Raw genomic sequence first — 25,435 nt, 5'->3', positions numbered from 1 at the left:
GTGATAGTTCAGGTAATGAGATTTCACTCATCCGGCGCGTTTGATCCACTGCTGGTCCTGGTCCCCGTACGCGCAATCGACCAGCTCGGCCGGACCGTTCAGCCGGGTCGCCGCGAGGCATTTGCCCTGGGCGTGGTTCCGGTAGACCCAGCGGTTGCCGCCCACGGCGACCTGGGTCCACCGCGTCACCGACCCGTTGTTGCCGCAGCTCTGCATGGACACTTCGGCGATGCCGTTGAACACGGCGGAGGCACACAGTTCCCGCCCGCCGATCCGTTGCATGATCTGGACGGTGTTGCCGCCCTCGGGGGCCACCTCCCACACCTGGTTCGGCCCGCCGTGCCGGTCGTAGACCAGGACACTCGAGTCCTCTCCCCGGCCGGCGTCGTTGTCGAGGACGTACCCGGGGTTGGCGACGTTCTCCAGCACCAGCCCCGACTGTGCCGCCGCCTGCCCCGTCAGGGCGCCGGAGGCCAGCAGCCCGGCGCCCAGCAGAGCGACGACCGCGCGCGTCCTGGTCTTGTTCACGGATGACTCCTTCACTCCCGTCCGCTACAGCGGGATGAGCCTTGCCCGCGAGCGGCCCGGAGGAGGCGTCGCCTCGCCCCGCCGTCACCTGAAGTCGGTACGCCCCAGAGCCGGGTGGAGCCCTGGAACCGGCGCCGGGGAGACCGCGGGCGCCGGGGCGGCCCGGGGCCCCTGGAAGACGTAGGACAGCCCGAAGCCCGCGCCCACCACCGCCGCGCCGCCCACCGCGTCCAGGACCCAGTGGTTGCCGGTCGCGATGATCGTGGAGACCGTGAGGAAGGGGTGCAGGAGGCCGAGGGCCTTCATCCACCAGCGGGGCGCGACGACCGCGATCACCACGCCGCACCACAGCGACCAGCCGAAGTGCAGCGACGGCATCGCCGCGTACTGGTTGGTCAGCGCGGTCAGGGTGCCGTAGTCCGGCTTGGCGAAGTCCTGGACGCCATGGACCGTGTCGATGATGCCGAGGGTCGGCATCAGGCGCGGCGGCGCCAGCGGGAAGAGCCAGAAGCCGGCGAGGGCGAGCAGGGTGGCGAAGCCGAGGGAGGCGCGGGCCCAGCGGTAGTCGGCCGGGCGGCGCCAGTACAGGACGCCCAGGATGGTCAGCGGGACGACGAAGTGGAACGACTCGTAGTAGAAGACGAAGAACTCCCGCAGCCAGTCGATCTTCGCGGTGGCGTGGTTGACCGCGTGCTCGATGTCGATGTGCAGGAAGCGTTCGAGGCCGAGGACCAGCTCGCCGTGGTGCTCGGCGCGGGCCCGGCCGCCGGAGATCGTGCCGCCGGTCGCCGCCAGGCGTACCTGCTGGTAGGCGGCGTAGGTGACGCGGAGCAGCAGCAGTTCCAGCAGGAGGTTGGGGCGGGACAGGACGCGGCGGAGGAAGGGCAGGAGGGGGACGCGGCTCCAGCGGGCGGGGGGCTGCGGCGCGTACTCGGCGGGTACCGGGTCGCGATAGTACGGCGAGGTGCGCGGCAGGAAGGGGACCGCCGTGGCGGCGGCCAGCGCCGCAAGCAGCACCAGGTTGTCCCGCAGCGGGTACAGCACGGACATCTCCGGCAGCATCATCGACGCCGGGAGCGTGGTGAGGAGGACGACGGCCACCGGCCAGACGTAGCGGTCCGAAGCCCGCCGCCCGGCCCGGCCGACGATCGCGAGCAGCAGCCACAGCAGCTGGTGCTGCCAGGTGGTGGGCGACACGGCGATGGCGGCGCAGCCGGTGACGGCGACCGCGAGCAGGAGCTGGCCGTCGCGGGCGTAGCGGACCGCGCGGCGCAGCGCGAGGACGGCGACGGCGGCGCCGAGCACGAGGTAGAGGGCCGTCTCCAGGTGGCCGGTGAGGCCGAGGCGGAGCAGGGCGCCGTGCAGGGACTGGTTGGCGAGGGCGTCGGCCTGCCCGCCGAGCCCGGCCCCGGCCAGGTGGTGCACCCAGTAGGCGTACGAGTCGTGGGGCAGCGCGGCCCAGGCGAGCGCGGTGCACACGGCGAAGGTCCCGGCGGCGGCGCCCGCGGCCCGGCGGCGGTCGGTGAACCACAGCAGGGGGACGAAGAGCAGCACGGTGGGCTGGAGCGCGGCGGCCACGCCGATGCACAGTCCGCTCGCGCGCTGTCCGCGTACGGTGAAGCAGCCGAGCAGGACGAGCAGGACCGGGGTGATGCTGGTCTGGCCGAGCCACAGGTCGTTGCGGACCGGCAGGGAGACCATCAGCAGGCTGACGGCGACCGGCGCGGCCAGCAGCGAGGTACGGCGGCCGACCGGTCCGGGCAGCGCGCGGGCGGCGACCACGCCGAGGGCGACGACCAGCAGCAGGGAACCGAACGTCCAGCTCCAGCCGAGGGCGGCCTCCGCCCAGCGGGTCAGGGGACGCAGGACCAGGCCGCCGAAGGGGGTGCCGGTGAACTCCGTGGAGTCGTAGATCGAGCCCTTGACGTGCAGGACGCCCTCGGGGCCGATCCAGGTCTCCAGGTCGGTGAGGCGCTCGTTGCCCGGGGTGGTGAGGACGACGGCCATCTGGCGGGCGGCGAGGATCAGGGCCACGGCCCACAGGGCGAGCCGGGTGGCTCTCAGCCGCGCGCCGGCCTCCGGCCCGTCGAAGCCCCCCGTGGGTCGTCCGCCGTGCCTCACGCTCATCACGACTCGTCGGCCTCCCGCCCCTTCGTCCCGGACGCCCGATGCGCCGGATTCCTGTCCGCGTGCCCTATGAGGCTCGCAGACACCTTGAGGAGGAACGCAGGCAACCCCCTGTTAACCCGACGTGGCCGCTTATGTCCGGATGCGTTCGACCCCGGGAGGCTCCGGTGGGCTCCGGTTGCAGCCCGGGGGCGCGATAAGGATCACACTGACCAGGAGGAATGACCTCGGGTGAGGGGGCAGACGTACCTGCGTACCCGCGGTTTCGCTGCAGTATGCACCTAGTCGCATACAGCACGTAAGACGCAGAAGCCGCCTATGGTCGATTTTCGGCCCACGCACGTCACCGTTGCCGTCGGCGGGCCCGACCCTGTCCCCGTCGAAAGGTAGGCGAGCCCCGTTTTGGCGACCGCCACTGCCGTCACCCCGCGTCCGACGACCCGCCGGGCCGCCAAGGCCCGCAATGTCACCGTCACCGATCCCGCCCTGGTGAGGCGCGCCGTCAAGGCGGCAGCGCTCGGCAACGCCATGGAATGGTTCGACTTCGGTGTCTACAGCTACATCGCGGTCACCCTGGGCAAGGTCTTCTTCCCGTCCGGCAACCCCACCGCGCAGCTGCTGTCCACCTTCGGTGCCTTCGCGGCGGCCTTCCTGGTCCGCCCGCTGGGCGGCATGGTCTTCGGGCCGCTGGGCGACCGCATCGGCCGCCAGAGGGTCCTCGCCCTGACGATGATCATGATGGCGGTGGGCACGTTCGCCATCGGCCTGATCCCGTCCTACGCGATGATCGGCGTCGGCGCGCCGATCCTGCTGCTGGCCGCCCGGCTGGTGCAGGGCTTCTCCACCGGCGGCGAGTACGCGGGCGCGTCCACCTTCATCGCCGAGTACGCCCCCGACAAGAAGCGCGGCTTCTTCGGCAGCTGGCTGGAGTTCGGCACGCTCGCCGGCTACATCGGCGGCGCGGGCCTGGTCACCCTGATGACCGCCCTGCTGTCCTCCGAGGACCTGCTCTCCTGGGGCTGGCGCATCCCGTTCCTGATCGCGGGCCCGATGGGCATCATCGGCCTGTACCTGCGGATGCGGCTGGAGGAGACCCCCGCCTTCGCCGCGCAGCTGGAGAAGGCCGAGGCCCGGCCGAAGGTGCCGCTGCGGGACATGGTCGCGGGCCAGTGGAAGGCGCTGCTGATCTGCATGGGCCTGGTGCTGGTCTTCAACGTCACCGACTACATGCTGCTGTCGTACATGCCCAGCTACCTCACCAGTGAGCTGAAGTACGACGAGACCCACGGCCTGCTGGTCGTGCTCGGCGTGATGGCCCTGATGATGATCGTCCAGCCGTTCGCCGGCGCGCTCACCGACCGGATCGGCCGCCGCCCGGTGATCGCGGCGGGCTGCGCGGGCTTCCTGCTGCTGTCCGTCCCGGCGCTGCTGCTGATCCGCCAGGGCAGCCTGCTCGCGGTCGGCCTCGGCATGGCCGCGCTGGGCCTGCTGCTGGTGTGCTTCACCGCCGCCATGCCGGCCGCGCTGCCCGCGCTGTTCCCGACCCGGGTGCGCTACGGCTCCCTGTCCATCGGCTTCAACGTCTCCGTGTCCCTGTTCGGCGGTACGACCCCGCTCGTCGTCACCGCGCTGATCGGGGCCACCGGGAACATGATGATGCCCGCGTACTACATGATGGCCGCCGCCGTCGTGGGCGGCTTCGCCGTCTGGCGCATGTCGGAGTCGGCGGGCCGCCCGCTGCCGGGCTCGGCACCGTCGATCGAGGGCAGCTGAGCACTCTCTCGCGTGCGGTTGGGGCCCGCGGCCGGATTCGTCCGGCCGCGGGCCTTCGCCGTGTCCGGGGGCGAGGCAACTCTTCCGTTCCCGGTCGTCTGCTGGGATCATCGGCCGTGCAAGCGTGAACAGCCTCCGGAAGACACTCGGGAAAGGCAGCAGGCGCTATGAGCGGGTCGCAGCTCTGGGTCGACGTCGACGACTACTTCACCAGCCATCTCTCACCGGACGACGAGGCGCTGCGGGCGGCCCTGCGGGACAGCGAGACCGCCAGGCTGCCCCCGATCGCGGTCACGGCAGCGCAAGGCAAACTCCTCCAGCTCCTCGCCCTCACGCAGGGCGCCCGGAACGTGCTGGAGATCGGCACGCTCGGCGGATACAGCACGATCTGGCTGGGCCGCGCCCTGCCGGAGGACGGCAGACTGGTCACGCTGGAGTACCACGCCAAGTACGCCGACGTGGCCGTCCGCAACATCTCCCGGGCCGGGCTGGAGCGGATCGTGGAGGTGCGGGTGGGCCCGGCCCTGGAGTCGCTGCCCAAGCTCGCCGACGAGAACCCGGCCCCCTTCGACCTCGTGTTCATCGACGCGGACAAGGAGAACTACCGGCACTACGTGGAGTGGGCGCTCAAGCTCACCCGGGCGGGCAGCCTGATCGTCCTGGACAACGTGGTGCGCGGGGGCCGGGTGGCCGATGCGCGCAGCACCGAGCCGGACGTGGTCGGCATCCGCGCCGCGCTCGACCTGTTCGCCTCCCACCCCCGGCTGTCCGGCACGGCCATCCAGACGGTCGGCCTCAAGGGCTACGACGGCTTCGCGCTGGCGCGGGTGCAGGACTGAGTCTCACGGCCGGCCTGTTGACCGGGTTCACAGCTGCCGTGTGCGATCGGCTGCTCACACCTGTTCGCGCGGCGCCGCCGGTTCACACCTCGTGGAAGAACCCCACGTTGACGCTGCGCCGCCCGGAGCGTTCCTGGACGACGATCTCGCCCGCCCCGCCGCGCGGCAGCGGCACGGTCGCGCCGTAGCCGACGGCCTGGGCGTGCGGGCCGTAGGTGAGCCGCACCTCGGAGGCCGGATCGGGCCGGGAGCCGCGCAGCCAGGTCAGCTGCCAGGTGCCGTCCGGGCCGCAGCGGAACTCCAGGTGCACGCGGGAGACGAACAGCCAGTCCTCCGGGGTGACCAGCCGGCACACCCCCGCGTCCCGGCCGACCCGCAACGCGGAGCCCGGCTCGCTGGGCAGCTCGGCCAGCGTCATGCCGGCCGTGGCACCCGCGTCCGCGCCCGCCCCCGGGACGGCGACCATGGTGAGTTCGAGCACGAGCGCTCCCCCTGAACGTCTGAAACGCCGTTGCACGGCGGTGGGTTGCGGCGGGCGGGCCGCCGTACCGTCGCCGCATGATAAAGCTCCCGGCACGGTGGCGTCCGGCACAATGGACCCATGACCGAGCGAAAGCCACCGGGCGTTCCGTTCGACTCCTGGGTGGACAAACAGATCCGTGAAGCGCAGGGGCGCGGGGAGTTCGAGGCGCTGCCGGGGGCGGGGGCGCCGCTGCCGACGGAGGTCGACTCCACGTACGACGAACTGTGGTGGGTCAAGCGGAAGATGGCTCGCGAGGGCCTGGCCTACCTGCCGCCCGCGCTGGCCCTGCGCAAGGAGGCGGAGGACGCGCTCGCGGCGGCGTACGCGGCGCCCTCCGAGCGGATCGCCCGCAAGATCATCGAGGACGTCAACGTCAAGATCCGCGACATGATGTTCAAGCCGCCGCCCGGCCCGCCGCTGGGGAAGAAGCCGTACGACGTCGAGGAGGTCGTACGGGAATGGCGGCAGCGCAGGGCTGCCGCCGGTGGCACGGACGCGACGGGCTCAGCTGTGCAGTAGCCGTTCCGCGAGTTCCCGGTAGTCCCGCAGGGCGAGCCGCAGTTGCTCGGTGTCGGTGTCGGCACCGGTTCCGCGTTCCTCGGCGCCCTCCCAGGACATCCGCAGGGTACGGCGGCGCCGCGTCACCGCCTCGCTAAACCGGGCGGCGATCTCCTCCAGGGTCCGGTCGGCCCGCTCCACGGCCCCCTTCGGCTGGTCCACGAACCCCCCGACCACCTCCCGCATCCGCCGCTGCCACTCCTCGACTTCCTCCCGCGCGATCAGGGGGGAGCCATGGCCGGAGGGGGCGGGCTGTGCGGTGGCGGGAGCGGCGACCGGGGTGACCGGAGTGACCGGTTCCGTGCCCACGGGGCCGGTGGCGGGGGCGGTGTCCGAGCGGGGCGCGTCGCGGGTCGGTGCGCCCGGTGCCGTCGGCCAGGTGTCGCGGCCCGGTGTGTCGGTCGTCATCGCCTCGCGCCGGGATGCCTCACCGGGCGCCGGCGCGCCCAGACCGTTGTCGGGCATCCGGTGCTCCTCCGAGATCGCGTCCCGCTCCGCCCGGTGACTGGCCCCGAACCCGTCGCCCAACTCCTCGGTACCGGGCCGCAGTCCCTCCGTTCCGTGCGACGTCCCGGCCCGCTCCGTACCCTGTCCGTGCCCGGCCTGCTCAGTACCCCGTCCGTGCCCGGCCTGCTCAGTACCGCGCCACTGCCCGGTCTCCTCCGCACCGCGCCACTGCCCGACGCCGGCGCCGGCCGGTCCCGGGGGTGGCGCCGGGGTGTCCTCGGGCGTGCGGTCGTCGCCGGTCAGACCCTCGCGACCGGGACCGACGGAACCGGGAAGCCGCCCGCCTGCCGGTCCGATACCGGACGCGTCCGGGGCCCGGTCAGCTACCGGTCCGACACCGTCGGCTTCCGTGTCCGGGGTCCGGCCGCGTGCCGAACCCGTCGTTCCGGCTTCCGTGTCCGGGGTCCGGTCGCGTGCCGAACCCGTCGATCCGGCTTCCGCGCCCGGCGTGCCCGTGCCCGTGCCCTCGCCCGCGCCCGAGATCCAGCCCGTCGTACCCCCGCTCGGGGCCTCCGCCCGGCCCGGTTCGCCCGGGAGGCGTTCCTCGGGGCGGGGCCTTCTCGGGGTGCGGTGGGCGGGGGTGGCGTCGCCCGGGCTCCATTCGTCGGTGTCCGGGGAGTCCTGTTCCGGTGTCCATTCCTCGCCCGGGGCCCGGGAGAGGCGTTCGGTGCGGTGGCGGTCCTCGCCGGGGCCGCGGCCGCTCATGCTGTCCCGCATGGCGCTCAGCTCTCCTTCGGTCGGCTCCGGTGCAGGGCCCACGGTGTGTGGGAGCGGGCGTGGGAGCGGCTGCCGTGGGACGCCGTGGCGCGGCCCGTACCCGCCGGGGCCCGGTGCCGGCCGGGCTCGGCACTGGTCAGGTCGTCGAAGAGGGCGCGCCCGCCGAGCAGCGCCGAGCGCAGTTCCTCGGTACCGCCGCCCTCGCGGGCCGCCCGGTGCAGCCGCCGGTAGCCGTCGACATGGTCGGCGTGGTGCACGGACAGCGCGTCGACCTGCTCCTCGTACCGCCCGCCGTCGGGGTAGCCGCGCGCCCCGGCGAGCTGCGCGAGCAGCCGGTCGGCCTCGGCCACCGCCTCCTTCGGAGAGTCCACGAAGCGTTCCTGCACGGCCGTCCAGAGGTCCGCGTACCGCTGCCGCTCGGCCCCGTCCAGCGGCCGTTCCCGCAGGTCCCCGTGGCGTTCGAGGCGTTCGCCCAGTTCCCGTTCGGCCGCCTTGGTGTCCCCGTCGTGCAGGGCGACGGCCCGCTCGTACTCCGGCCCGAAGCGCCGCTTCAGGCTCGTCCCGCCGCGCCGGCCACGGCCCCGCCGGGCGACGAGCCCGGCCGCGCCGAGGACCACGACCGCGGCGATCACGATCAACAGAATGATCAGCCAAGTGGACATGGTTGCCTTCCGGCCCCTTCCGATCGGACCGGCTCCGCCGGCCGGTTCACCCCCCGGGTGACCCGGAACCCGGTCCACAAACGACGGCCCGCACCCCACAATGACGCCCATGACGTGGACGATCACCGCCGAGCCGTACGACTCCCCGGCCGCCGCCGCACTCTGGCGGGCGTACTACACGGAGGTCAGCGACCGCTGGTACCTGCTGCACGAGGGCCGCCGCACCGACCCCGCCGAGCTGGAACGGGAGATCGCGGCGGGCAGCGGCGCGGAACTCGCCCCGCCGACCGGGTGCCTGCTGGTCGGGCGGTACGACGGCACCCCCGCGGGTACGGCGGGCGTACGGCTGCTGGACGCGGACACCGCCGAGCTGACCCGGGTGTTCGTGCTGCCCGAGCGGCGCGGCCGGAACGGGGCCGCGCTGCTCGTGTCCGCCGCCGAGGTGCGCGCCCGCCTGCTGGGCGCCCGGCGGATCGTCCTGGACACCCGCGGCGACCTGGTCGAGGCCCGCGCCCTGTACGCCCGCCTCGGCTACACCGAGACCGCCCCGCACAACACCGACCCCTACGCCGAGCACTGGTTCCGCAAGGAGCTGGGGTCGGACCCGGTCCCGGTACCGGAGTCGGCGGACCCGCTCAGCTGACCTTCGCCACCGTGCTCCCGTTGTGCGGGCGTTCGCGTTCGGCGCCGCACAGTTCGCCGGTGAGGTCGTGGACCAGCCGGGTCAGGTCCTCGGGGCGGCCGGGCCCCCACCAGTCGCCGAGCAGCTCGGCCAGCGACTGTTCGCGGGCCGCGGCGAGCCGTTCGGCGACCTCGCGGCCGGTGTCGGTCAGCACCAGGTCCAGTCCCCGGCGCTCGGCGAGCCGCCGCTCCTCCACCTGGCGGGCGGCGGCCATGACCGCCTGGAGCGGGACCGCGCTGCGCTCGGCCAGCAGCGCCGGTTCCACGGAGCCGTAGCGGCGGACGCGCAGCAGCAGCCAGCCCGCGGCGGGCAGCAGGTCGTACCCGGCCCGGTCGATGATCTTCCGGTAGACCTCGCGGCGGCCCTCGCGGGAGCCCAGCACGGACAGGGCCCGGCAGCACTCGTCGTAGGAGGAACGCTCCACCGGGTTGGGCGGGATCGTCTCGGAGACGTCCGGCGCGGTGACCGAGGCGCGCAGCCGGTCCTCCTTGAGGAACCAGGCCAGCAGGAAGCCGAGGAGGGCGACGGGGGCGGCGTAGAGGAAGACGTCGGTGATGGCGGACGCGTAGGCGTGCAGCGCGGCCTGGCGCGGCACGGGCGGCAGGGCGGCGATGCCCCGCGGGTCCGACTTCAGCGCGTCGGCGTCGGCCCCGGGCGGCAGCCGTACGCCCCGGAAGGCGTCGGCGAGCTTGTCGCCGAGGCGGCTCGCGAAGACCGTGCCGAAGATCGCCACGCCGAAGGAGGCGCCGATGGAGCGGAAGAAGGTGGCGCCGGAGGTGGCGACGCCCAGGTCCTCGTAGGGGACGGCGTTCTGCACGATCAGGATCAGCACCTGCATGACCAGGCCGAGTCCGAGGCCGAAGACGAAGAAGTAGGTGCTCATCACGGCGGTCCCGCCGTGCTCGTCCAGCCGGGCCAAAAGCAGCAGGCCCAGCGTGGTGACGGCGGTGCCGGCGACCGGGAACACCTTCCAGCGGCCGGTGCGGCTGACGATCTGCCCGGAGACGGTGGACGACAGCAGCAGGCCGAAGACCATGGGCAGCATGTGCACGCCGGACATGGTCGGGGTGACGCCGTGCACGACCTGGAGGAACGTCGGCAGATAGGTCATCGCGCCGAACATGGCGAAGCCGACGACGAAGCTGATGACGGACGCCAGGGTGAAGGTGCGCACCCGGAACAGCTTCAGCGGCAGCACGGGTTCGGCGGCCCGTCGCTCCACGGCCACGAACGCCGCGGCGAGGACGACGCCCAGCACGGCGAGCCCGATGATCCGCGCCGAGCCCCAGGCCCAGGTCGTGCCGCCGAGCGAGGCGACCAGCACCAGGCAGGTGGCGACGGCGGCGATCAGGAAGGTGCCGAGATAGTCGATGACGTGGCGGGCGGCGCGCCGCGGGAGGCGCAGCGCCACGGCGATCACGGCGAGCGCGACGACGCCGACGGGCAGGTTGACGTAGAACACCCAGCGCCAGCTGAGGTGCTCGGTGAACAGCCCGCCGAGCAGCGGCCCGAGCACGCTGGTGGCGCCGAACACGGCCCCGAACAGGCCCTGGTAGCGCCCGCGTTCGCGCGGCGGCACCAGATCGCCGACGATCGCCATGGACAGCACCATCAGCCCGCCGCCGCCCAGGCCCTGGAGCGCCCGGAAGGCGATGAGCTGGGGCATGTCCTGGGCCGTCCCGCACAGCGCGGAACCGATCAAGAAGATCACGATGGCCGTCTGGAACAGCCGCTTGCGGCCGTACTGGTCACCGAGCTTGCCCCACAGCGGGGTCGCGGCGGTGGACGCCAGCAGATAGGCGGTGACGACCCAGGAGAGGTGTTCCAGGCCGCCCAGGTCGCTCACGATGGTCGGCAGCGCGGTCGAGACGATCGTCTGGTCCAGGGCGGCGAGCAGCAGGCCGAGCAGCAGCGCGCCGATCGGGACGAGCACGCTGCCGGGTACGTGCTCGCCGCCGTGGGTGCGCTCGGCCGTGCCGTGCGTGTCCAGGGCCATGGCAACCTCCCGGGGCTCGGATGCACCTTCCATCGTGATCTGTGTGTCCGGTTATGGCCTGTCGAGACCTGCGGAAACCGCGGTCGTCCGCATAACCTCGGAAGTTCCCGAGGGGAGGGGGCACAGCGTGACGGGTGAGGGCGCACAGTGTGACGGGTGACGGGGGCACAGCGTGACCGGTGAGGGGGATACCGCGTGACGGGTGAAGGGGATACGGCGTGACGGGTGAGGGGGATGCAGCGTGACCGGTGAGGGGGGACTCGGCGTGACGGGAGAGCGGGGCAGCACCTGCCCGGAGTGCGGGACACCGAGGGGGCCGGACAACACGCCGGCGTGCGACTGCACCGAGCGCGCGGCCGAGGCACTGCGCGAGACCCGCACGGCCGAGGCGGCATCGGCGGAGGACTTCGACCCGCTGCGGATACGCCCGTACGTCACGACGACGACCCCGGCGACGACGGCCGTCCCGCCCCCGCACACCGACTTCCCCGACCCTCCGCCCCCGTCGGCCCCGGCCCCCCGGCCGGTACCGCCCGCCCCCGAGCAGCCCGCCGACCCCGGCCCCCGTTCCCGCCGCACGCTGCTGCTGGCGGGCGGCGGCCTCGGTGTGGCCCTGCTGGCGGCGACCGCCTTCGCCCTGACCTCCTACCGCACCCCGACCCACGACCGAGCGGCCCAGGAAATCAGACAGAGCATCCCGGCCGCCCCTACGAAGACTCCCGCGACGACCCCGGCACCGGCACCTCCGGCGGCCCCGCCCACTCCCCCGCCGACCTCACCGACCCCGGCGACCCCGAGCCCGACGCCGACCACCGCGTCCCCGTCACCGACGCCGACGCCGACGCCGTCCCGTACCCCGTCCGCGGCCCCGTCGCCGACGGCCACCTCCACCCCGCCCGCCACGCCGACGGCACCCCTGGTACTACGGCGCGGCGACACCGGCCCGGAGGTGACGGAACTCCAGCAGCGCCTACGCCGGCTGAACCTCTACGGCGACCGCATCGACGGCACCTACACCCGCCCCGTCGAAGACGCCGTACGCAACTACCAACTGGCCCGGGGCATCAAGGAGGACCCCTTGGGCGAATACGGCCCGGCAACCCGGAGAAGCCTGGAGAAGGAAACGAGGGAAGCCTGAAGCGCCCCAAAGGGGCGCGGGGAACTGCGCGACCAGCCACAACGCACCCGCACCCGCACCCGAAGACCGAGCGCACCGCGCCCGCAGACCGTCAGCCGATCAGCAGCCGGAGCGTCCCGTCGGCCCCCGCCTCCACCCGCACACACGTAAGGTCCGGCACAGCCACATCCGGCTCATGGACGACCGCCCGCGGCCCGACCCCCACGACCCGCATCCCCGCGGAGCGCCCCGCCGCGATCCCCGCACCGGAGTCCTCGAACACGACGCAGTCGGCCGGATCGATCCCCAGCTCGGCCGCGCCCTTCAGGAACCCCTCCGGGTCGGGCTTGCTCGCGCCGACCGACTCCGCGGTGACCCGGACCTCCGGCAGCGCCAGCCCGGCCGCGGTCATGCGCGCGGTCGCCAGCCCGAGGTCGGCGGAGGTCACCAGCGCGTGCGGCAGCCCCGCCAGCGACGCGAGGAACGCCCCGGCGCCGGGCACCTCGACCACGCCCTCGGTGTCGGCGGTCTCCTCGGCGAGCATCCGCTCGTTCTCCGCGAAGTTCTCCTCCATCGGCCGGTCGGGCAGCAGCAGGGCCATGGAGGCGTGCCCCTGCCGGCCGTGGATGACCTTCATCACCTCGTCGCCGTCCAGCCCGTGCCGTCCGGCCCAGCGGCGCCAGACGCGGTCGACCACGGCGTCCGAGTTGACGAGGGTGCCGTCCATGTCGAGCAGGAGGGCACGGCAGGTGAGGACGGTGGGCGTGGCGGTGGCCGGCATCGGCAGCTCCAGAAGGGAGGAGGACCCGGGTCGGGAAAGACGGCGGGAGGGACAAGGCGGCCCCGCCCGCCGGTCAGGGAAAACGGGCGGGAGCCACTTTGTTCCTCCACGGTACAAAACGGTTGCGCGTTTCCGCCACCGTCCCCGGCGAGGATTCATCGCCCGTTCGCCCGCCCGACCGCTCAGCCGGCCACCGCTTCCCACAGGCTCCAGGCGCCGAGCGCCAGCATCAGCACGGCCGCGATCTGCGTGATCAGCCGCAGCGGCACCCGCCTCATCAGGGCCTTTCCGCCGACGATGCCGAGCCCGGCGACGGCCCACAGACCGAGCACCGCGCCGAGACCGACGGAGACCGGGTCGTCGTAGCGGGCGGCGAGGTTGGCGGTCATGATCTGGGTGAGATCGCCGAACTCGGCGACCAGGATGAGCATGAAGCCGGTGCCCGCGACCTTCCAGAAGGACTGGTCGGCGGGCTTCTTGACCTCCTCCTCGCCGTCGTCCTTCTTCAGCATGAGCATCGCGGCCCCGCCGAGGAAGAGCACGCCGGTGAGGGCGTGCACGATCTGCTGCGGCAGCAGGGTGAGCACGCTGCCGGCCGCGACGGCGAGCACGACGTGCAGCAGGAAGGCGGCGGCGACGCCCGCGAAGACGTACGAGGCGCGGTAACGGGTGCCGAGCACGAGACCGGCGAGCGCGGTCTTGTCCGGCAGTTCGGCGAGGAAGACGACGCCGAAGACGAGCGCCGTCACGGTGATGCTGATCAAAGGTCCTCAATCGGTCGGGCTGCCCCACCGAGAGTGCGGTACGTCACGCGATGACACCTCGGCACGGCAGCACACTTCTCGCCCGTGCCGGTGGGGCACGGGCGTGCACTGCTTGCCGAAGGTCTCGCTGGCGGCTCCTGCCGGAAGCCGCCTCCGGGCGCCGGCTCAGGCTCGCTGAGCAGTATGTCGACGGTCCGGCGAAGAGCTACTCCCCTTCTGCGCCTCCCATCGTACGGGATGTGAAGGTTTTGCCGTCAACCTTGTCCTGACATGATCACGTCACTAACTTCTAATCAAACGCTCATCCGCCGGCAACCCCTCATCGCGAGCATTCCCTCGCTCGCGCTCCAACACCCCAAACTCCAAAGGGAGTTCACGCATGCCCACGTTCTACGCGCGTCGACGGACGAGCATCCTGGCCGCCCTCACCGGCCTGATCGCCACCGTCGCCCTGTTCAACTCGCCGAGCGCCTCCGCCGCCCTGCCCACGCCGGTCAGCGCCGCCACCGCCCGGGGATACCTCGCCCAGCTCACCGTGGCCACGGAGAACCGCACCGGCTACAGCCGCGACCTGTTCCCGCACTGGATCACCGTCAGCGGCACCTGCAACACCCGCGAGACGGTCCTGAAGCGGGACGGCGAGAACGTCGTCACCGACTCCTCCTGCGCCTCGACCAGCGGCAGCTGGTACTCGCCGTACGACGGCGCGACCTGGACCGCAGCGTCCGACCTCGACATCGACCACCTCGTCCCGCTGGCCGAGGCCTGGGACTCCGGCGCGAGCAAGTGGACGACCGCCCAGCGGCAGGCGTTCGCCAACGACCTCACCCGGCCGCAGCTCATCGCCGTGACCGACAACGTCAACCAGGCCAAGGGCGACCAGGACCCGGCCACGTGGATGCCGTCGCGGTCGGCGTACGTGTGCACGTACGTGCGGGCGTGGGTGCAGGTGAAGTACTACTACGGCCTGTCGGTGGACTCGGCCGAGAAGAGCGCGCTGACGAACTACCTGGCGAGCTGCTGAGTTCGTCCGCCTACGCGCCGTAGGGGTTGCGGGTGCACTGCGGCCGCGGCCCTCGTCGTGGCCGGTCGCGCAGTTCCCCGCGCCCCTTCGGGGCGCCCGTGCGGGGCCGTCTCAGGAAGCGGGCCTGCGCCTCATCAGGAACCCCGCCGCCGCGCCCGCGCCGAACAGCGCGGCCACCGACACCCCCGTGGCGAGCCAGGTGGCGCCCAGCCACTGGGCGCCGTAGTAGCCGAGGGCCACGCTGTAGGCGGCCCAGGACAGGCCCGCAAGGGCGGACCAGGGCAGGAAGTCGCGGGCGCGGCGGTGGGCGGCGCCGGCGCAGAAGGAGACGACCGAGCGGCCGGCGGGGGCGAAGCGGGCCAGGACGACCAGCGCGCCGCCGCCGCGGGCGAGGGCGTCACCGAGACGTTCCTGCGCGGAGGTGAGCCTGCGGGAGCGGGCTATCGCCCGGTCCAGCCGCTCGCCGCCGCGCCAGGCGAGGCGGTAGGCCACCAGGTCGCCGAGGACCGAGGCCGTCGCGGCGGACAGGATCAGGGCCAGGATGTCCGGCACCTCGTGCGCGACCTGGCCCGCCGCCGCGCCGGTGCCCGCCGCCGCTGCCGTACCCGCCGTGATGACCAGCACTCCGCTGGGCAGCACCGGCAGGAACACATCAAGCAGGACCGAGACGGCCACCACGGCGTAGATCCATGGCCCGGCCGCGAGCGACCCCACGCTTTCCCACACGACGACTCCTGACATTCCCCCGTTGACAGCTGTACAGCGTACGCGGCGGGTGTGACAGGAGATTCGCGGGGGGTTCGTGAACCGATCATGCGACGTTCACGGGCGGCCGGTCACCCGAGGTGCGCCGGCCGCCCGTGCGCTGTCCGGCGTCAGACCGCCACCGGGGCCTGCTCGGCCGCCTCGGCCTCCTCGGCCGCGTCCCGCGCCGGGCGCCGGGAAAGGAGGCGGTCCAGGCCGAAGGCGCCGGAGCCGGTGAAGACCAGCAGCAGGAACGACCAGCAGAACATCGCCGACAGCTCGCCGCCGTTCTGTATCGGCCACAGCGCGAGCCGCTGGTGGACGTCGAAGTAGGCGTAGGCCATGGAGCCGGAGGCGATCAGCGCGGCCCCGCGGGTGCCGAGGCCGAGCAGGACCAGGCCGCCGGCGACGAGCTGGATCACCGCCGCGTACCAGCCGGGCCAGGTGCCGGCCGCGACGGTGCCGCCGGTGCCGGCGGCGCCGCCGAGGACGCCGAACAGGGAAGCGGCACCGTGCACGGCGAAGAGCAGGCCGATGACGATGCGGAAGAGCCCCAGGACATAGGGCTGAGCGGAATCGAGACGAGCGGACATGTGGGGATGACTCCTCTTCGGTGTCTGTCGGGCCGGCCGGGGACGAGGCCGGCTAAGGGGAGGGGAACCGAATCAAGCCAAGGTTAGGTGCACCTAATCAGTGCTTGCAAGTTCAACATCTAGCCAACCCTTTCACGCCCCACCAGTCCCTCCAGTCACACCGTCACCGCCCGTGATCACTTGGGACCCGCACGCCCCCGCACCTCCAGCGCGCCCAGGAGTTCCGCCGTGGCGCGGGCCACGGCGTCCACCGCCGCGTCGAAGGCCTCGCGGTTGTGGGCGGCCGGGGTCCTGAAACCCGAAACCTTTCGGACGTACTGCAACGCGGCCGCGCGGATGTCGTCGTCCGTGGCCTCACCTGGCAGCACGGGCGGGCGCAGCGTCTTGATGCTCCGGCACATACCCTCAGTCTCGCGCCGCGCGCCGCGCCCTGCGATGATCACCGCGAAGGCGGCCACCGACTCCCGGGGCCGACCGTCGAAGGGAACAACTCCATGACGCATCCGCTCTCCGTGGCCGTCCTCGGCCCCGGCGGCACCGGCGGCCTGCTCGCCGCCCTGCTGTCCCGTTCCGGCCATCGCGTGCTCTGCCTCGCCGGGCCGGAAACGGCCGAAAAGCTGCGCCGCGACGGCATCACCGTCCGCAGTGCGCAGTTCGGCGACTTCACCGCCGCCGTCGACGCGGACACCGAACTGCGCACACCGGTCGACGTCTGCCTGGTCACCGTCAAGCACACAGCGCTCGACGCCGCCCTCACCCGGGTCCCGCCCGCCGTGCTCGGTGACGCCCTGCTCGTCCCACTGCTGAACGGCGTCGAACACCCCGGGCTCCTGCGCGAGCGCTACCGCCCCGACCGGGTCGCCCCGGCCGTGATCCGCGTGGAGTCCACCCGCGTCGCGCCCGGCGTGATCGAACACGGCAGCCCGTTCACGGAGCTGGACCTGGCCGGGGACGCCGTGCCCCGCGCCCGGCTGGAGGCACTGGCCGCGCTGCTCACGGAGTGCGGTACGACCGCCCGGGTGGCCGGGGAGGAGTCGGCGGCGCTGTGGGCCAAGATGGCCTTCCTCGCCCCGTTCGCACTGCTCACGACCCGGTACGGCGTCCCGCTCGGCACCGCCCGCACCCGGCACCGCCCGGAGCTGGAGGCGCTGGTCGCCGAGACGGCCGCGGTCGGCCGGGCCTGCGGCGCCGCCACCGACCCGGTGCGGGCCCTGGCCCGGTACGACGCCTTCCCGCCCGCCGCCAAGTCGTCCATGCAGCGCGACGCCGAGGCCGGCCGCCCGCTGGAGCTGGACGCCATCGGCGGCGCCCTGCTGCGGGCGGCCGAGCGGCACGGCGTGCCGGTGCCGGTGGCGCGGCGGCTGGTGCGGGAGCTGCGCGCGGCGGGATACTGACCAGCGGTCAGTCGAGCTGCCGACCGACGGTCACTCGGGCATACTGACCGTCGGTCACTCGCACGGCTGAAACCTCACCCGTACCGCCCGTACGGTCTCGCTTCACTAATTCGAACAGGCGTAGCATTGCCGCGTGGCTACGACCTATGAATTCCCCAGTGACCTCCTCGCCGGTCAGGAGGAGCTGCATCAGGTCCGGGCCGAGCTGTCGGCCCTGCTCAAGCGGCTGCCCTGGTCGGTCGAGCCGATGGACGGCTTCAGCGACGACAACGGCTGGCGCAAGGTGGAGCGGCCCGCGTCCCCCGGCTGGACGGAGGACGAGCAGGCCCAGGTGGAGAAGCTGCGGCGGCGCGAGCACGAGCTGGCGGTCTTCGTCAGCACCCACCGGTTCTGGACGGAGGTCCCGGCGGCGGAGCGGATGGACGCCCGGACCTGCCTGAAGCACGCCCACGAGGAGCGGGCGGAAGGATAGGGGAACGAAGAAGGCCCCCCGGAGATCTCCGAGGGGCCGTATCCGTGGGCGCGGACGGTTTCGAACCGCCGACATCCTGCTTGTAAGGCAGGCGCTCTACCCCTGAGCTACGCACCCGGACAGGTCGACAGCCTACATGGCCCGGCGGGCCGCTCCGCAAACAGCCGGGAACGTCACGCGCCCCCGGGCGAACCGACCGGCCCGTGTGTTCGTCCTCACCGGGTGGGACAATGGCACCACCCAGGGCGAATCACCACGCGGGAGAGGCATGTGACGGCGACACGGGGCACGCCAGCGACACCGCCGTACCCGCCGCCGTCCACCACCCGGACCCGGCGCGGCCGCCGTGCCGTCCGGGACACCCTCGCCCTGCTCGGCCTGCCGCTGCTGGCCGCGCCGCTGCTGGCCGCCGCGTTCGCCGGCGGGGGCACCCGGCGCTGGTTCGGCGGGCGGGCCGAGAACCAGCGCGCGGAGGCCCAGGCCGCCAAGGACGCCGCCGCGGCGGCCTTCTACGAACTCGACACCGCCCAGCGGGACCTCAGGATCTCGGTCGAGACCATCGCGGCGGCGGACGCCTCCCCCGCCGCCCGCCGCGCCGTCACGGACTTCGCGGCCCTCGGGCACCGCGTCGACGAGGCCAGCCGGCGGTACATCGAGGCGGTCGACGCCCACGACCTGGACCGCGACGCGCTGGAGGCCGGTCCGGCCGCGCGGGCGCGCACCGAGCTGACCGCGGCCCGGGACGAACTGCTGCGGGTGCGGCGGGAGCTGGAGGAGTTCGGCCGCTCGCTCGGGCCGCTGCTGGACAAGGCGGAGACCCGGCTGGCCCGGCTGGCGCCCGCCGTGGAGCGGGCCCGGCAGTCGCTGCTGGCCGCGAGCGACGCCCTGGACGCCGTACGCGCGAAGCACCTGCGGGCCGACGGCCTGGCCGCGCGGCTCGCCGCCCTGGCCCCGGAGCTGACCCGGCTGAACCAGGGCGCCGGGCAGCACGGGGTGGACGCCACGCTGGAGCGGGCCGAGCGGGTGCAGCGGGAGGCCGGGGCGATCCGGGCCGAGGCCGAGCGGCTGCCCGAGCGGGCGGCCGAGATCGACCACCGGCTGGTGTCCCTGCGCACCCGGGCGCAGGCGCTGACCACCCGGGCCGAGCAGGTGGAACCGGTCCTCAGCGAGCTGCGCCGCCGGTTCACCGCCGCCTGCTGGCAGGACCTCCAGCAGGTGCCCGCGCTGGCGGCCGGCAACGTGCGGCAGGCCGAGGCGAGGCTGGCGGAGGCGCGGGCGGCGCGGGACGACCAGCGGTGGGCGGACGCCACGGCGCTGCTGTCGACCGTCCGGGCGTTGCTGAACGCCACCGACGAGGCGGTGTCGGCGGCCGGTGACCGGCTGGCCCGGCTGAACGCCGTGCAGAAGGACCCGCAGGAGGAGATCGAGCGGACCCGGTTCGCGATCCGGGACGCCCAGCGGCTGGCGATGGCGGGCCGCACGACCCCCGACCCCCGGCACGCCCGCCCCCTGGACGAGGCGGTGGCCCGGCTGGAGCGGGCGATCGGCACCCTGGCCGGGCGCCACCCGGACTACTGGCACTTCCTCGGCGAGACGGAGGCGGTCCGGCAGAGCGTGGCCCGGACGGTGGCCCTCATCCGCGAGGACCGCGGCACCGGCCACTGAGCCACGCGGGCCGCACGGGCCGCACGGGCCGCCGACGGACGCGTGTTGCCGGGCAGGCGGGGGTGGCGGATATTGGGGGGACGGACGGATGGCCTCCGCTAGTGCGCGAGGAGGCGGACATGGCCACACACGCGGTGCATTCGAGGAAGGGCCGGGAACGCCGGCGGATCCGGCTCGACGACCACCTGCCCGTGGACCACCGGCTCAACCGGGTCTACCGCGCCGGGGCGGGCCTGATCGGCGCGTTCCTGGTCGCCTTCGGCATTCTCGGCCTGCTGGACCAGATCGGCTTCTTCAGCACGGGCGGCAACCAGGTCGCCGGGCTGAACACCAACGGCGCGCTCAGCGTGCTGTCGATCTGCATCGGCCTGCTGCTGCTGGTGGGCGCGGCCATCGGGGGGAACTTCGCCTCCACCCTGAACATGGTCCTCGGCGTGCTGTTCCTGCTGAACGGCTTCCTGTTCCTCGGCCTGCTGGACACCCCGAGCAACTTCCTGGCGTTCAAGATCCAGAACGTGTACTTCAGCTTCGTCGTGGGCCTGCTGCTGATGACCTTCGGCATGTACGGCCGGGTAGGGCACGCGCTGCCGCACGACAACCCGTACTGGCGGGCCCGCCACTCCGAGCCCTCCCCGCACGAGGAGGACGGCCGGCGGCCGGGCCCGCGGCAGGGACCCGATCAGGTCCGGTAGGCGTAGAACGCCGCGTTCGGGTACGAGGCGACCAGGCTGGCCACCGACCGGTTGTAGGTGTTGGTCGAGTGGTAGGTCACGTACGGCACGCCCCGGCGGTCCCGGGAGGTGACGATCATCGTGTGGTCCTTCGACCCGTCCCGGTTGAAGTCCATCTGGAGCACGTCACCGAGGTCCATCTGGTAGACGTTGGCCAGGCTGGTGGCCCGCTTGGACGACAGGGCGAACCAGGACCACTCGTTCACGCCGACGAACGAGTCCGACTGGATCTCGGCGTTGCCGAACCACTTGTGGAAGTCGTACGTGTACCCGGGCACGTGCTTCCAGCCGCCCGCCTTCAGGGCCTGGCTGACGAAGTTGGTGCAGTCGCCGCCGGCACCGTGCCCGTTGAAGTTCGGGTAGTCCGGGTTGTACCTGCTCCAGTACTTCTGCGCGTAGGCGACCATGGCCTTGTAGTCGTAGCCGCTCGCGGAGAAGTTCTTCGGGTTGGCCGGGGCCGTGCGGGTGGTGGCCGCGCGGACCGCGCTCGGCGGACCGTCGTCCTCGGCCGCGGCCTGCGGCTCGGCGGTCTCCGGCTTGGCGACCTGGTTCACGGCGAGGTAGCCGTCGTCGGTGTCGCGGATGCCGGTCAGCCGCCAGTTCCCGTGCCGGTCGGCCGAGAAGGTCAGCTCGTGGTGCGCCTGGAAGCCGGTCGACTCCGGGCTCTTCGTCGCGGTCTTGCCGTAGGTCAGCGTCGTGGTCTCGGTGACCGCGACCTTCGCCTTGCGGCCCTTCACCTGCGTCGCGTCGAGCCGGACCTGGGTGCTGCCCGCGCGGTACGTCTCCCCCAGCCGGGCGAGCCGGCCGCGGCGGTCGCGCAGCTGCTTCAGCGCCGACGCCTGCTCCCGCGTCTGTCCGCCGGACAGGCTCACGGAACCGGCGAAACCGGCCGTGTGCCGGGTCTCCTTCGCCCCGGCGCCTTCCACCAGGGCCTGCGTGCGGTCGGTGAAGACCGCGTCGGCCAGCCGCTGGAAGGTCGCCTTGGTGGCCGCGTCCACCGTCGGGTCGTCGGTCACCGCCGCGCCCGCGCTCCAGTTCGGCACCAGGGCCACACCGGCGACCACCGAGGCGGCCGCGGCGGTCACTATGGCCGTACGGCGCCGCTTACGGCTCAGTCTTCTGGATTTCAATGATGTTCCCCTCTACTCCGGTACACCTACCGGGAGAGGGGCATCTTCGCATGGCCGGTGCACCGGTTGTGAAGAGGGGCGCACAAGTGGAACCAGCCGTGCTGACCGGCTATTTGACGACCGCCGACCAGTCCGGCGACTGGGCCGGGTCCAGGCCCCGCAGGGCGGCCAGGGTCTGCGGTTTCTGCGCGTCCAGCCAGTCCGCCAGCTCCTTGAAGGAGACGCACTTGACGCCCTCCTTGGTGCACACGTTCTTGACCACCTGGTCGATGGCCTTCATGTAGATGCCGCCGTTCCAGTCCTCGAAGTGGTTGCCGATGAACAGCGGCGCCCGGCTGCCGTAGTAGACGCGGTCGAAGCCGTCCATGTAGGAGTCGACGGTGCGCCGCTCCCACTCGGGGAACTTGGCCGGGTCGCCCTGGGTCTCGCCGTCGGACTGGTTGTAGAGGAAGTTGAAGTCCATGGACAGGCCCTGGTACTTGCCGTCCTCGTACGGCAGCATCTGCAGCGGGAAGTCCCAGATGCCGTTCTTCTTCGTGGGCCATATCTGGAAGTCGCCCGGGGAGCTGGCGTCGTAGCGCCAGCCGTAGTCCTTGATGGCCTTCAGCAGGTTCGGCTGGCCCTCCAGGCAGGGTGCCCGGCCGCCGGTGACCTCCCGCTTGAAGTCGAAGGGCAGCGGCGGCAGATCGGTGAAGCCGGTGTTGGTCTTCCAGTGCTCGACGAACTTGTAGAACTGGTCGATCTCGCTCTTCCACTGCGCCACGCTCCAGTCGCCGCCGCCCTTGGCGCCGCAGAAGTGGCCGTTGAAGTGGGTGCCGATCTCGTTGCCGTCCTTGTACGCCCTGGACAGCTCCTCCACGGTGGTGCGGATGTGGTCGTCGGTGGCGTAGTCGATCGCGGCGTCACCAGGGGAGTGCATGGGGCCCTGGTACTGCGCCTTCTTGCTCTTGGGCAGCAGGTAGATGCCGGTGAGGAAGAAGGTCATGTGCGCGTTGTACTCCTTCGCCAGCTCCCGGTAGTGCGAGAACAGGTGGTCGCCGCCCTCCAGCGCGCCGTCCCAGGAGAAGACCACGAACTGGGGCGGCTTCTCACCGGGCTTGAGCGGGACCGGCTTCAACTGGCCCTTCTGCGGGCCGGTGTAGGAGGTCGAGCCGTCCCCCAGCACCTTGACCTTGCCGTCCCACGACGGGCTCGGGCTGGGCTTGGGGGGCGCGACCGGTTCGGGCTTCTTGCTTCCGGTCGCGGCGGCCGGTGTGCTCTCGCTGTCCGTGCCGGACAGCGCCAGGAACCCGGCCACCAGGGAGGCCACGACGAGGAGCGCGGCCAGTGTCAGGACCTGGGGACGGGTGGCACGGGGCGCGCCGCGGCGGCGGGGGGCTCGACGGCGGCCTGACGACGACATCTTGCGGGGCATGCGCGGCTCATTCTGCGGGAGGGGAGGGTGGACGGGGGACCCGGCTCAGCCGAGGCCCGTCGCGGCCGACCAGAGGGCGTACGGGACGCTGTGGGCGGGCCCGGCCAGTCCCTGGAGCGGCAGTGGCTCCAGGGACTTGGCCAGGTCGATCCGGTAGACGACGACCGCGGTGGACACGGAGTCGGCCGTGCCGACGTACCAGGCGGCGGTGTCCTTCTCGGTGCCGCCGGCCTTCCCGGACACCCCGGACCGGCCGGCCGCCGCGTCCGGGTGGGCGGTGCGGAAGGAGTCGGTGAGCGCCTCGGTGACCTGCTCGGCCACCCGCGCGGCGACCGCCCGCTTCGGGCGCGGGGTGTTCAGCGCGACCGGGGCGCCGTTGCGGGTGATCCGGACCACCGAGTACGGCTCGGTGTGGTTCCCGCCGGCGGCGAAGGTGGCGTAGCCGTTCGCCATCCGGATCGCGCTGGGCGTGGAGGTGCCCAGCGACAGCGCGGGCACCTGGGGGCCCATGCTGGAGCGCAGCAGCCCGGCGGCCACGGCGGTGTCGCGCACCTTGTCCAGTCCGGCGTCCATGCCGAGCTGCATGAACGGGGTGTTCACCGACTTGGCGAGCGCCTCGCGCAGGGTGATCTTCCCGTACGACTTCCCGCCGTCGTTGTGCGCGGCGACCTTCTTGCCGCTGCGGTCCCAGTACGGCCCCTCGGGGGTGGTGACGGGCACGGCGTCGTCGCCGTCGTAGACGCTGTCCGGGCCGATGGGGGTGGCGGAGCCGCTGCGCGTCTTGTGCACACCGTGTTCGAGTCCGGCGGCGTAGACGAACGGCAGGAAGGCGGTGCCGGCCGGGACCGTGGTGGCGTTGGACTCGTTGTAGCCCTGCTTGCGGTGGTCCGGGCCGCCGTAGACGGCGAGAATCCTGCCGTCGGCGGCCACCGAGGCGGCGCCGTAGTGGCCGTCCTCCGCCGCCTCGGGAGTCGCGTCCCGCGCCTCCTCGCGGGCCTTGGCGACGGCGTCGGTGAGGGCCTTCTCCCGCTTGCGGTCGAAGGTGGTGTAGATCTGGTAGCCGCCCAGGTCGAACTGCTTGTCCGTCAGGTGCGCGGCCTTCTTGGCGTACTGCGCCGCCAGTTCCACCAGGTAGTCGCTCTGCTCGCCGGTGTCGTACAGCGGGTTGGTCTTCAGCGGCTCGGGGAACTTCGTGTACGCGGCCCGCTCCTGCTTCGACAGCTTGCCGATCTTGACCATCCGGTCCAGGATCCAGGACCAGCGCTCCACCGCCCGCGCGTGGTTGGCCTTGCCGAGCGTCGGGTCGTACAGGCCGGCGCCCTTGAGCAGCGAGGCGAGCATCGCCGCCTCGGAGACGTCGAGTTTGTCGACGTCCTTGCCGTAGTAGGCCTGGGCGGCGCGCTGGATGCCGTAGGTGCCGCGGCCGAACCAGCTGGTGTTGAGATAGCCCTCCAGGATCTCGTCCTTGCTCATCTTGTTGTCGAGCTTGAGGGCGATCATCGCCTCGGTGAATTTACGGCTGACGGTCTGGTTCTGCGTCAGGTAAACGTTTTTCACATACTGCTGGGTAATGGTGGACCCGCCTTCGGTGTCCCCCGCGCCCACCGTGCGGAACAGCGCCCGGCTGATGCCTTTGAGGGATATGCCCGGGTCCGAGTAGAAACTCTCGTTCTCCGCGGCGAGCACCGCCCAGCGCACGTCCTGCGGAATGTCCTCCAGCGGCATCGCCTGCCGCTGCACCCAGCCCGTACGGGCCATGGGCGTGCCGTCGGACCAGAAGTAGACGTTGTCCTGCTGGGTAGCGTACGAGTTGATGTCGCTCGGTATGTCCGTCATCGCGTACGCGGTCACCAGGAACGCGCCGAGCAGGCCGAACGAGGTCAGCAGACCGCCGATCCACTGGCGCCAGGAGGGCATCCAGCGGCGCCAGCCGGTGCGGCCGGGGCGCGGATAGACAGGCTTCAGGCGGCGCGCGTAGGGGGCTATTCGGCGGGCGTACGGGGCGAGCGGGCCGAGCAGGCGGCTCCGCGAGCGCTTCCGGCCGGCGGAACGCGCGCCGCGCCGGCGGTCGGCCCGGCCGCCGGTCGGGGCGGAGTCCTTCGACGGCGAGGGCCGTTCGGACGGCGCGGGCACACGCAGCTGCATCGTCTCGTCCGCCCTGAGGGCGTCGACCCTCAGATGCAGGGTCTCGTCGGCCCCCCGCGGGTTCCCGCCACGGCCACCCCCCATGGGGCCGTCCTCCCCCTGCGACGCATCGGTCACGCCTGCGTCTCCCTCCGCACTCGGTCTCGCTCGCGCGGGTGAGCTGAGCATCCTCGCCACGGCGTTCACAAATTATCAGTAACGTTTTCGAATGCCCTGCACATATGCCGCACGGATGGCAACACTCATGAAACATTGAGCTGCCCCCGGCGCCCCCCTGACGGCTAACCTGGCCCCATGCCTCGCTACGAGTACCGCTGCCGGAGCTGCGGCGACACGTTCGAACTCAACCGTCCCATGGCGGAGTCCGCCGCCCCCGCGACGTGCCCTGCCGGGCATGACGACACGGTGAAGCTTTTGTCCACGGTTGCCGTGGGCGGCGTCTCCGGTGGGCCGGCGCCCGCGCCCCGGGCCGGGGGTGGCGGATGCTGCGGTGGAGGGTGCTGCGGATAGTCGCCAACCGGGGTGCCGCGCTTCGCCGTCGGGCGGGTG

Annotated in this window: 25 protein-coding genes and 1 tRNA gene; 11 read left to right on the top strand and 15 right to left on the bottom strand. The window is 72.4% G+C overall.

Annotated elements, in window-relative coordinates; all coding sequences use genetic code 11:
- Positions 1-27 precede the first annotated feature (27 nt).
- Positions 28-528: an RICIN domain-containing protein gene (locus Srubr_RS38385; RefSeq protein ID WP_189996746.1), complete on the bottom strand. Its 501-nt coding sequence runs from the start codon at positions 526-528 to the stop codon at positions 28-30.
- A gap of 84 nt (positions 529-612) precedes the next feature.
- Positions 613-2,655, bottom strand: a complete 2,043-nt coding sequence (locus Srubr_RS38380; RefSeq protein ID WP_189996747.1) for a bifunctional glycosyltransferase 87/phosphatase PAP2 family protein — start codon at positions 2,653-2,655, stop codon at positions 613-615.
- Between the two features lie 402 nt (positions 2,656-3,057).
- On the opposite strand from Srubr_RS38380, the gene proP reads away from it, so the two are divergent.
- Positions 3,058-4,428 (top strand): glycine betaine/L-proline transporter ProP, encoded by a 1,371-nt coding sequence (gene proP / locus Srubr_RS38375; RefSeq protein ID WP_189996748.1) that lies wholly within the window; start codon positions 3,058-3,060, stop codon positions 4,426-4,428.
- 167 nt (positions 4,429-4,595) lie between these two features.
- Positions 4,596-5,267 carry an O-methyltransferase gene (locus tag Srubr_RS38370; RefSeq protein ID WP_189996749.1) on the top strand — a complete coding sequence of 224 codons (672 nt, stop codon included), beginning with the start codon at positions 4,596-4,598 and terminating at the stop codon, positions 5,265-5,267.
- 82 nt (positions 5,268-5,349) lie between these two features.
- On the opposite strand, the gene Srubr_RS38365 is transcribed toward Srubr_RS38370, so the two are convergent.
- On the bottom strand, positions 5,350-5,748 hold the full coding sequence (locus Srubr_RS38365; protein ID WP_189996750.1) for an FHA domain-containing protein: 399 nt from the start codon (positions 5,746-5,748) through the stop codon (positions 5,350-5,352).
- 120 nt (positions 5,749-5,868) lie between these two features.
- On the opposite strand from Srubr_RS38365, the gene Srubr_RS38360 reads away from it, so the two are divergent.
- The gene (locus tag Srubr_RS38360) at positions 5,869-6,309 is read left to right on the top strand and encodes a DnaJ family domain-containing protein (protein ID WP_189996751.1); all 441 of its coding nucleotides are present in this window, start codon (positions 5,869-5,871) and stop codon (positions 6,307-6,309) included.
- Here the strand turns inward: Srubr_RS38360 and Srubr_RS41185 are convergent.
- Positions 6,295-7,572: a hypothetical protein gene (locus Srubr_RS41185; protein ID WP_229926746.1), complete on the bottom strand. Its 1,278-nt coding sequence runs from the start codon at positions 7,570-7,572 to the stop codon at positions 6,295-6,297. The two genes, Srubr_RS38360 and Srubr_RS41185, sit on opposite strands and share 15 nt — an antisense overlap.
- 5 nt (positions 7,573-7,577) lie before the next feature.
- Positions 7,578-8,234, bottom strand: coding sequence for a hypothetical protein (locus Srubr_RS38350; protein ID WP_189996752.1), 657 nt, complete (start codon positions 8,232-8,234; stop codon positions 7,578-7,580).
- A gap of 100 nt (positions 8,235-8,334) precedes the next feature.
- Between Srubr_RS38350 and Srubr_RS38345 the strand changes: the two genes are divergently transcribed.
- Positions 8,335-8,877: a GNAT family N-acetyltransferase gene (locus Srubr_RS38345; protein WP_189996753.1), complete on the top strand. Its 543-nt coding sequence runs from the start codon at positions 8,335-8,337 to the stop codon at positions 8,875-8,877.
- Here the strand turns inward: Srubr_RS38345 and Srubr_RS38340 are convergent.
- Positions 8,870-10,912 carry an MDR family MFS transporter gene (locus Srubr_RS38340; protein ID WP_189996754.1) on the bottom strand — a complete coding sequence of 681 codons (2,043 nt, stop codon included), beginning with the start codon at positions 10,910-10,912 and terminating at the stop codon, positions 8,870-8,872. The genes Srubr_RS38345 and Srubr_RS38340 overlap by 8 nt on opposite strands.
- 241 nt (positions 10,913-11,153) lie before the next feature.
- Here Srubr_RS38340 and Srubr_RS38335 point away from each other — a divergent pair, with 241 nt between their 5' ends.
- The gene (locus Srubr_RS38335) at positions 11,154-12,050 is read left to right on the top strand and encodes a peptidoglycan-binding domain-containing protein (RefSeq protein ID WP_229926747.1); all 897 of its coding nucleotides are present in this window, start codon (positions 11,154-11,156) and stop codon (positions 12,048-12,050) included.
- A 91-nt stretch (positions 12,051-12,141) separates the two neighbouring features.
- Here Srubr_RS38335 and Srubr_RS38330 read toward each other — a convergent pair whose 3' ends face one another.
- Both Srubr_RS38330 and Srubr_RS38325 read right to left on the bottom strand, forming a co-directional pair.
- The gene (locus Srubr_RS38330) at positions 12,142-12,810 is read right to left on the bottom strand and encodes an HAD family hydrolase (protein WP_189996755.1); all 669 of its coding nucleotides are present in this window, start codon (positions 12,808-12,810) and stop codon (positions 12,142-12,144) included.
- Between the two features lie 182 nt (positions 12,811-12,992).
- Positions 12,993-13,574 (bottom strand): TMEM165/GDT1 family protein, encoded by a 582-nt coding sequence (locus Srubr_RS38325; RefSeq protein ID WP_189996756.1) that lies wholly within the window; start codon positions 13,572-13,574, stop codon positions 12,993-12,995.
- Between the two features lie 379 nt (positions 13,575-13,953).
- Between Srubr_RS38325 and Srubr_RS38320 the strand changes: the two genes are divergently transcribed.
- On the top strand, positions 13,954-14,598 hold the full coding sequence (locus Srubr_RS38320; RefSeq protein ID WP_189996757.1) for an HNH endonuclease family protein: 645 nt from the start codon (positions 13,954-13,956) through the stop codon (positions 14,596-14,598).
- A 111-nt stretch (positions 14,599-14,709) separates the two neighbouring features.
- On the opposite strand, the gene Srubr_RS38315 is transcribed toward Srubr_RS38320, so the two are convergent.
- The 3 genes from Srubr_RS38315 to Srubr_RS38305 all read right to left on the bottom strand — a co-directional run bounded on the left by Srubr_RS38315 (position 14,710) and on the right by Srubr_RS38305 (position 16,336).
- Positions 14,710-15,324, bottom strand: coding sequence for a DedA family protein (locus Srubr_RS38315; RefSeq protein ID WP_229926748.1), 615 nt, complete (start codon positions 15,322-15,324; stop codon positions 14,710-14,712).
- Between the two features lie 149 nt (positions 15,325-15,473).
- Positions 15,474-15,935 (bottom strand): DoxX family protein, encoded by a 462-nt coding sequence (locus Srubr_RS38310; protein WP_189996759.1) that lies wholly within the window; start codon positions 15,933-15,935, stop codon positions 15,474-15,476.
- A gap of 176 nt (positions 15,936-16,111) precedes the next feature.
- Complete coding sequence (locus Srubr_RS38305) at positions 16,112-16,336, bottom strand: DUF2277 domain-containing protein (protein WP_189996760.1); 225 nt, start codon at positions 16,334-16,336, stop codon at positions 16,112-16,114.
- 93 nt (positions 16,337-16,429) lie between these two features.
- Between Srubr_RS38305 and Srubr_RS38300 the strand changes: the two genes are divergently transcribed.
- Together Srubr_RS38300 and Srubr_RS38295 are read left to right on the top strand one after the other, a co-directional pair.
- Positions 16,430-17,329, top strand: a complete 900-nt coding sequence (locus Srubr_RS38300) for a ketopantoate reductase family protein (RefSeq protein WP_189996761.1) — start codon at positions 16,430-16,432, stop codon at positions 17,327-17,329.
- 133 nt (positions 17,330-17,462) lie between these two features.
- The gene (locus Srubr_RS38295; protein WP_189996762.1) at positions 17,463-17,801 is read left to right on the top strand and encodes a hypothetical protein; all 339 of its coding nucleotides are present in this window, start codon (positions 17,463-17,465) and stop codon (positions 17,799-17,801) included.
- A gap of 45 nt (positions 17,802-17,846) precedes the next feature.
- On the opposite strand, the gene Srubr_RS38290 is transcribed toward Srubr_RS38295, so the two are convergent.
- Positions 17,847-17,918 (bottom strand) — tRNA-Val (locus Srubr_RS38290).
- Between the two features lie 153 nt (positions 17,919-18,071).
- On the opposite strand from Srubr_RS38290, the gene Srubr_RS38285 reads away from it, so the two are divergent.
- Together Srubr_RS38285 and Srubr_RS38280 are read left to right on the top strand one after the other, a co-directional pair.
- The gene (locus tag Srubr_RS38285; RefSeq protein WP_189996763.1) at positions 18,072-19,466 is read left to right on the top strand and encodes an ATP-binding protein; all 1,395 of its coding nucleotides are present in this window, start codon (positions 18,072-18,074) and stop codon (positions 19,464-19,466) included.
- Between the two features lie 119 nt (positions 19,467-19,585).
- Positions 19,586-20,158, top strand: a complete 573-nt coding sequence (locus tag Srubr_RS38280; RefSeq protein ID WP_189996764.1) for a DUF4383 domain-containing protein — start codon at positions 19,586-19,588, stop codon at positions 20,156-20,158.
- Here Srubr_RS38280 and Srubr_RS38275 read toward each other — a convergent pair.
- The 3 genes from Srubr_RS38275 to Srubr_RS38265 form a co-directional block, all read right to left on the bottom strand.
- Entirely contained in the window at positions 20,146-21,249 is a 1,104-nt protein-coding gene (locus Srubr_RS38275) for an amidase domain-containing protein (protein WP_229926758.1), read from the bottom strand. The two genes, Srubr_RS38280 and Srubr_RS38275, sit on opposite strands and share 13 nt — an antisense overlap.
- A 187-nt stretch (positions 21,250-21,436) precedes the next feature.
- Complete coding sequence (locus Srubr_RS38270; protein WP_189996766.1) at positions 21,437-22,741, bottom strand: polysaccharide deacetylase family protein; 1,305 nt, start codon at positions 22,739-22,741, stop codon at positions 21,437-21,439.
- A 45-nt stretch (positions 22,742-22,786) separates the two neighbouring features.
- Positions 22,787-24,970: a transglycosylase domain-containing protein gene (locus tag Srubr_RS38265; RefSeq protein ID WP_373313566.1), complete on the bottom strand. Its 2,184-nt coding sequence runs from the start codon at positions 24,968-24,970 to the stop codon at positions 22,787-22,789.
- 210 nt (positions 24,971-25,180) lie between these two features.
- Here Srubr_RS38265 and Srubr_RS38260 point away from each other — a divergent pair, with 210 nt between their 5' ends.
- The gene (locus tag Srubr_RS38260; protein WP_189996767.1) at positions 25,181-25,396 is read left to right on the top strand and encodes an FmdB family zinc ribbon protein; all 216 of its coding nucleotides are present in this window, start codon (positions 25,181-25,183) and stop codon (positions 25,394-25,396) included.
- The last annotated feature ends 39 nt before the right edge of the window (positions 25,397-25,435 follow it).

Origin of the sequence: Streptomyces rubradiris, from assembly GCF_016860525.1 — a bacterium.
Taxonomy (GTDB): Bacteria; Actinomycetota; Actinomycetes; order Streptomycetales; family Streptomycetaceae; genus Streptomyces; species Streptomyces rubradiris.
The sequence above is the reverse complement of the archived record's forward strand: the minus strand, read 5'-3'. Positions and strand labels throughout refer to the sequence as shown.

Excerpts from the sequence above, each read along its gene's own strand:
- Srubr_RS38380 (WP_189996747.1), bottom strand. The coding sequence starts at position 2,655 with ATGAGCGTGAGGCACGGCGGACGACCCACGGGGGGCTTCGACGGGCCG.
- Srubr_RS38370 (WP_189996749.1), top strand. The coding sequence starts at position 4,596 with ATGAGCGGGTCGCAGCTCTGGGTCGACGTCGACGACTACTTCACCAGC.
- Srubr_RS38360 (WP_189996751.1), top strand. The coding sequence starts at position 5,869 with ATGACCGAGCGAAAGCCACCGGGCGTTCCGTTCGACTCCTGGGTGGAC.
- Srubr_RS41185 (WP_229926746.1), bottom strand. The coding sequence starts at position 7,572 with ATGCGGGACAGCATGAGCGGCCGCGGCCCCGGCGAGGACCGCCACCGC.
- Srubr_RS38350 (WP_189996752.1), bottom strand. The coding sequence starts at position 8,234 with ATGTCCACTTGGCTGATCATTCTGTTGATCGTGATCGCCGCGGTCGTG.
- Srubr_RS38345 (WP_189996753.1), top strand. The coding sequence starts at position 8,335 with ATGACGCCCATGACGTGGACGATCACCGCCGAGCCGTACGACTCCCCG.
- Srubr_RS38340 (WP_189996754.1), bottom strand. The coding sequence starts at position 10,912 with ATGGCCCTGGACACGCACGGCACGGCCGAGCGCACCCACGGCGGCGAG.
- Srubr_RS38330 (WP_189996755.1), bottom strand. The coding sequence starts at position 12,810 with ATGCCGGCCACCGCCACGCCCACCGTCCTCACCTGCCGTGCCCTCCTG.
- Srubr_RS38320 (WP_189996757.1), top strand. The coding sequence starts at position 13,954 with ATGCCCACGTTCTACGCGCGTCGACGGACGAGCATCCTGGCCGCCCTC.
- Srubr_RS38310 (WP_189996759.1), bottom strand. The coding sequence starts at position 15,935 with ATGTCCGCTCGTCTCGATTCCGCTCAGCCCTATGTCCTGGGGCTCTTC.
- Srubr_RS38305 (WP_189996760.1), bottom strand. The coding sequence starts at position 16,336 with ATGTGCCGGAGCATCAAGACGCTGCGCCCGCCCGTGCTGCCAGGTGAG.
- Srubr_RS38300 (WP_189996761.1), top strand. The coding sequence starts at position 16,430 with ATGACGCATCCGCTCTCCGTGGCCGTCCTCGGCCCCGGCGGCACCGGC.
- Srubr_RS38280 (WP_189996764.1), top strand. The coding sequence starts at position 19,586 with ATGGCCACACACGCGGTGCATTCGAGGAAGGGCCGGGAACGCCGGCGG.
- Srubr_RS38270 (WP_189996766.1), bottom strand. The coding sequence starts at position 22,741 with ATGCCCCGCAAGATGTCGTCGTCAGGCCGCCGTCGAGCCCCCCGCCGC.
- Srubr_RS38265 (WP_373313566.1), bottom strand. The coding sequence starts at position 24,970 with ATGGGGGGTGGCCGTGGCGGGAACCCGCGGGGGGCCGACGAGACCCTG.
- Srubr_RS38260 (WP_189996767.1), top strand. The coding sequence starts at position 25,181 with ATGCCTCGCTACGAGTACCGCTGCCGGAGCTGCGGCGACACGTTCGAA.